The organism is Spongiactinospora gelatinilytica (assembly GCF_003236385.1).
GTDB classification, from domain to species: Bacteria; Actinomycetota; Actinomycetes; order Streptosporangiales; family Streptosporangiaceae; genus Spongiactinospora; species Spongiactinospora gelatinilytica.
This window is the reverse complement of record NZ_POUA01000485.1, coordinates 1-4764: the sequence shown is the minus strand read 5'-3', so window position 1 is coordinate 4764 and position 4764 is coordinate 1. Positions and strand designations below refer to the sequence as shown.

Genomic DNA, 4764 nt, shown 5'->3' with positions numbered 1-4764 from the left:
GGGGCGGGTCAGGCTGGGGCGGCTGAACGGTTCCGCTGCGCAGCGCTTGCACGGCCTCGCGTGCTGTGACCAGGCGGCGGTACATCTCGGCGGTCTCGTCCCGCACGTCACCGAGATCGAGCGTGCGCGGTGTCATCGACGCCAGGCTGCCGTGAACCGCCAGTTGGAGACGCGCTGCCTGCAGGAGCACCTCCTCCTCCCAGTCCTGGCCGCAGGCGTCGCCGGCCGAGGCGGCGAGAGCGGCCTGCGCCTGCGCGAGCCGGATGGCCGCATCCACCGCGCCGACCTCGCCGTGCACGCGAGGCGCCCCCCACTGCACCAGATGACAGGCCACTATGAGGGCCAGGCGCCGCGCATGGGGCGGCCGGGGCCGGCCGTCGCCACGCCGGCAGGGTCGCTCAGAAGGTGCGGAACAGACCGGACAACCCAGCGTGAGGCCCACGCCGCTCACCCTAAGCGCTCGTGCGGGATGATTGAAGGGTTCGACAGGGACTCGACAGGGGCAGACCGGGGTGGAGATGCCGGGGCGCAACCCGCCCCCCAGCCTTTCCCCTACGACAGGCGGGAAGATCGGCGCAACGGGAGACTATTGGCGGCACGCTCGCCTGCATTGCCCTCGATCAGGCCATTCCCACACATCCTGGTGAAACCTCTGGACCGTGGAAGGCGAGCGCCGACGTACGTGCGTTCGCCCCGTGGGCCGATCTGATGGCGCCGACCCGCTTCCACACGCTCACCGCGACCTTCAGCCCCGTGATCTGCTGACGCGCCGCCGCTGAACGCCGCCGGTCATCCGCGCCGACCGGGACAGTGACGATCACGATGTTTCGATCGCAGCGCAAAGACGGGGACGAATCCTGCTTTGCTCGTGCACCAGCTGCTGGGACCTCATGAACGCCACGGCCGACGCCTGGGCCTGCCTGCGCACCTCGAACATGGCGTTGATCCATTCGGGATGGGTGCTCTCCTACAGCGCCTGGGCCACCCGCTCACGCAGCGCCTTGGTCAGGGGCCGCCCTGCGGAGATACGGCCGCGGACGTCGAGGTTTCGGCCGTGCCCCATCCACTGGCAGGCCGTGTACAGCTCCTCATCGGTGAGCGGACGCGCCGGAATGAGCCCGGCATGCTGCAGACGCACCGCCAGGTCCCGTATCACGACCGGGGACGGCAGGGCGGCGGCGATTGCACGCCGCGCCCGCCTCCTGCCCGTCCTCATCGCCGCCGCCTTTGGCCCGCAGGAGAGGCCGCCAGGCGGCGTTTTCCGGCTGGGGCCTTCGGCCGGTCAGTTCCGCGACATGCTCGTCGGTCAGCTCCACGCTGCCCTTACGCCCACCAGCGGTGAAGCCGCCGCCCCACACCAAGACACGGGTGGTGATCAGCGTCTGCCGCAGGTTCGCAAGCAGGGCGGCGTCGTCCCGAGGGGCGTGATCTTGGCGGCCGACCCGCAGCCCGGGGTCCGCTCCGCCGGACAGCCGATCGGGGACGTGCGGCTTGCGGCGGCGGATGCCCAGGTTCTCCCACGCCAGATCGGACAGGCCGCAACCGGTCGAATACCGGCCGCCGCGCAGCCGATGAGCCAGCACCAGTGTGTCGAGTGATCGGAGCAGCACCGCATCGAGCACGGCGGTGACCATGGCCACAGCGCGCAGGTCGCTTCTGAGCAGCCCGTGCCCGACGATCAGGCGCTGGTCGCCGGCCAGCGCGGTGATCAGCCGGCTGGCCGGGTGCCGTCCCTCGATCAGTTCATCACCAGTGATCCGGCAGCGCTCGCCGTCCCATTCGGCATAGACCAGCCCCGCTCGCGCGACGGCCCATCCATCGACAGGCACCGGCGCTGTGCCCCGGCCGAACGGCCGAACGGCCGGCCGGCCGGATCGTAGTCCAGATCGCAGAACACCAGCGAAAGCCGGCGCGCTCGCCCGGCCCGAAGCCGCGCTCCTTTACCCACCGAACCTCTCCCTTCCTCGTACCGGCTGCACCACGGATCGTGACAGCAGGGTCCGACAGAACCGGGTCTTCCGGGCCTCTTTTCCCGGGATGGGCCCGGCTGTCGTACCGGCGCGCCGCCGAAATGTTCGAGGCGCTCACCCGGCCATTGGCCCACCCCGGCATCACCGACCTCGCGATCCGCGCCGGGTGGACCTTGCACCAGCTCCGTCACTCCGCCCTGACGCATGAGGCGGAAGACGGCACCAACACCCCCACTCTGCTGGCCCGCTCCCGGCACGCCTCCGTGCGTGCACTGGAGCGCTACGCCCGGCCCGGCGTCGACGCCGTCGCCGCCCACGTCGCCGCGCGCGACCCGCTCCGGCGGGGCAACCGCGGGCGGACGTGACTCCCACCAAGAGCTCTCTGTCACACGTCCGGGCGAGATCCGGCAGCGTGCCGGCCTGGTCGCCGCCGGGTTCGGAATCGCCCGCCACCCGCTGGCGTCGGCATACAGCCACAGCGCCCAGCGTGCCCGCCCCTGCCGGGCCCGATCCACCGGATCGAGCTGCGCCAGCCCTCCGCCGCTCGATCAGCGGGGCCTGGCGACCTCACCCTGCGGCTTCCGCGACCTCCACGGGCTCTGCAGGTGTCGCGGGAGCTGTGGGCGCCGGACACACCGTGACGGTGGTGCCGTACAGGCGCGCGGCCTCGAACAAGGTGGTCAGGACGCTGCTGACATGCTCGGGGTGTGCACCGCTCAGCCGCACCTGCCAGCGCCAGTGAGCCGGATCCCAGTTCATCAGAGGCCTGAGCAGGTCCACTTGGCGATCGAACTCGGCTTGCTTGAGCTCGCGGTTGGAGTCAGCCGTCACGAGTAGGTCGAAGGTGTCCACGAAGCCGTTGTACGTCACGGCACCGACACAATCGCACACACAGTGATGGGTGTGTCCAGTTTTCGGTGTATCTCGATCTTGACTAGTTATCGGGTGGTCGGGTCAGGCGGCCTTCGAAGGTGATGGCGAAGGCGTTCAGGGCGGCTTTCCAGCGGGTGATCCAGCGTTTGCGGCCCTTGCCGGTGGGGTCCAGGCTCATGATCGCCATGTAGACGCACTTGAGCGCGGCCTGCTCGTTGGGGAAGTGGCCGCGGGCCTTGACCGCCCGCCGGATCCGGGCATTGACCGACTCGATGGCGTTGGTCGAGCAGATCACCCGGCGGATCTCGGTGTCGAAGTTGAGGAAGGGCACGAACTCGGCCCAGGCGTCCTCCCACAGCTTCACGATCGCCGGGTACCTGCCGCCCCAGAGCTCGGCGAACTCCATGAAGCGTTCGAGGGCGGCGGCCTCGGTCGGGGCGGTGTAGACGGGCTTGAGTGCCTTGGCGATGGCGTCCCAGTGCCGGCGGGCGGCATACCGGAACGAGGCGCGCAGCAGATGGACGACGCATGTCTGCACGACGGCCTGGGGCCAGACGGCCTCAATGGCCGGCGGCAGCCCCTTGAGGCCGTCGCAGACCACCATCAGCGCATCGGCGGCGCCGCGGTTCTTGATCTCGGTGAGCACGTGCAGCCAGAACTCGGCACCCTCGCCGCCGTCGCCGGCCCACAGCCCGAGAATGTCGCGCTCGCCGTCGACGGTGACGGCCAGCGCAACGTAGATGGGCCGGTTGGCGACCTGGCCCTCGCGCAGCTTCACATGAACGGCATCAATGAAGATCACCGGGTAAACCGGGTCGAGCGGCCGGTTCTGCCACTCGGTCATGCCCTCCAGCACCTTGTCGGTGATCGTGGAGATGGTCTGCTTGGAGACGTCGGCGCCGTACACCTCGGCCAGGTGCGCGGAGATCTCGCCGGTGGTCAGGCCCTTGGCGGCCAGCGAGATGACCATCTCATCCACGCCGGACAGGCGCCGCTGCCGCTTGCGCACGATCTTCGGCTCGAAGCTGCCGTCCCGGTCCCGCGGGACGGTGATCTCGACCGGTCCTACCTCGGTGATGACGGTCTTGGACCGGCTGCCGTTACGGGTGTTGCCCGTCTCGCCGCCGCCTCGCTCGTGCTCGTCGTAGCCGAGATGGTCGGTGATCTCGCCTTCCAGCGCGGACTCCAGCACCAGCTTGGTCAGCCGGCCCAGCAGCCCGTTCTCACCGACCAGTTCCACTCCCTCGGCCCGGGCCTGGCCGACCAGCCTGGCCACCGGTTCCCGATCCGTCGAGTTCTCGGGCTTCTTGCGCGCCACCGCGGCGTCCTCCAGGTCGATCTCCGTCGATGCCTGGATCACAGTACTCATCAGGTGCGTTCTCCATGATCAGGAGTTACATCGAAAACCGTACAGTCCCACGCCTGGCAGATCGCCGCCTTCTCCCTCTCCCCTGCCGCCCGCCGCCATCTCGGAATGGACCCGGCCGACATCGACGCCGATGATCCGCACGCCTGCCTGGCCGCCTCCCGGCGCTCCTATCGCGCGTTCGACCGGCTCACCACCATCCTGGATCCAGCCCGCCACGACCGGCGCGCCCGCCTGCCCCAGCACCAGGCCGACCACCTCGCCACGGCCTGGGAGGACGACGATGTCGGCCACGCCCGCAAGCGCCAGGTGCTGCAGCAGATCGTCACCGCGCTCGTCCTTACCCCTGCCCGCCGGGCCAAAGGCCGCGGCTACCTGCGCGGCTTCGCCGGAGACATCGGCATCGACACCACCGCGGCGCCGACCCTGGCCCGTCCGCCCCGCCTGAACAAAGGCCTGGCATCCACCGAGATCACCGCCGGCTGACACTACTCGGCCGGACAGGGCCCTCCGCAGTTCGGCCACAGCGCCACCCTCACCGTCGCCGCCCGCCCC

At 69.9% G+C, this 4764-nt stretch carries 6 protein-coding genes; 2 read left to right on the top strand and 4 right to left on the bottom strand.

The window, feature by feature from the left end; all coding sequences use genetic code 11:
- Positions 1 to 298, bottom strand: a 298-nt coding sequence (locus tag C1I98_RS42115) for a hypothetical protein (RefSeq protein WP_158558313.1), incomplete at its 3' end; no start/stop codon positions are given.
- Positions 299 to 1088: 790 nt separating this feature from the next.
- A complete protein-coding gene (locus tag C1I98_RS35350; protein WP_111171663.1) occupies positions 1089 to 1829 on the bottom strand; it encodes a 3'-5' exonuclease family protein in 741 nt (246 codons plus the stop codon).
- A gap of 242 nt (positions 1830 to 2071) precedes the next feature.
- Here C1I98_RS35350 and C1I98_RS35345 point away from each other — a divergent pair, with 242 nt between their 5' ends.
- Complete coding sequence (locus C1I98_RS35345) at positions 2072 to 2335, top strand: hypothetical protein (protein WP_199537461.1); 264 nt, start codon at positions 2072 to 2074, stop codon at positions 2333 to 2335.
- Positions 2336 to 2537: 202 nt separating this feature from the next.
- On the opposite strand, the gene C1I98_RS35340 is transcribed toward C1I98_RS35345, so the two are convergent.
- Both C1I98_RS35340 and C1I98_RS35335 read right to left on the bottom strand, forming a co-directional pair.
- The gene (locus tag C1I98_RS35340; protein ID WP_146607833.1) at positions 2538 to 2822 is read right to left on the bottom strand and encodes a hypothetical protein; all 285 of its coding nucleotides are present in this window, start codon (positions 2820 to 2822) and stop codon (positions 2538 to 2540) included.
- An 82-nt stretch (positions 2823 to 2904) separates the two neighbouring features.
- Positions 2905 to 4212 carry an IS256 family transposase gene (locus C1I98_RS35335; protein WP_111171661.1) on the bottom strand — a complete coding sequence of 436 codons (1308 nt, stop codon included), beginning with the start codon at positions 4210 to 4212 and terminating at the stop codon, positions 2905 to 2907.
- Between the two features lie 105 nt (positions 4213 to 4317).
- Here C1I98_RS35335 and C1I98_RS35330 point away from each other — a divergent pair, with 105 nt between their 5' ends.
- The gene (locus C1I98_RS35330; protein ID WP_111171660.1) at positions 4318 to 4695 is read left to right on the top strand and encodes a hypothetical protein; all 378 of its coding nucleotides are present in this window, start codon (positions 4318 to 4320) and stop codon (positions 4693 to 4695) included.
- The last annotated feature ends 69 nt before the right edge of the window (positions 4696 to 4764 follow it).

What these genes read in the sequence shown, in the direction of transcription:
- C1I98_RS35335 (WP_111171661.1), bottom strand. Translation starts at nt 4,212, where the DNA reads ATGAGTACTGTGATCCAGGCATCGACGGAGATCGACCTGGAGGACGCC.
- C1I98_RS35345 (WP_199537461.1), top strand. Translation starts at nt 2,072, where the DNA reads ATGTTCGAGGCGCTCACCCGGCCATTGGCCCACCCCGGCATCACCGAC.
- C1I98_RS35330 (WP_111171660.1), top strand. Translation starts at nt 4,318, where the DNA reads ATGGACCCGGCCGACATCGACGCCGATGATCCGCACGCCTGCCTGGCC.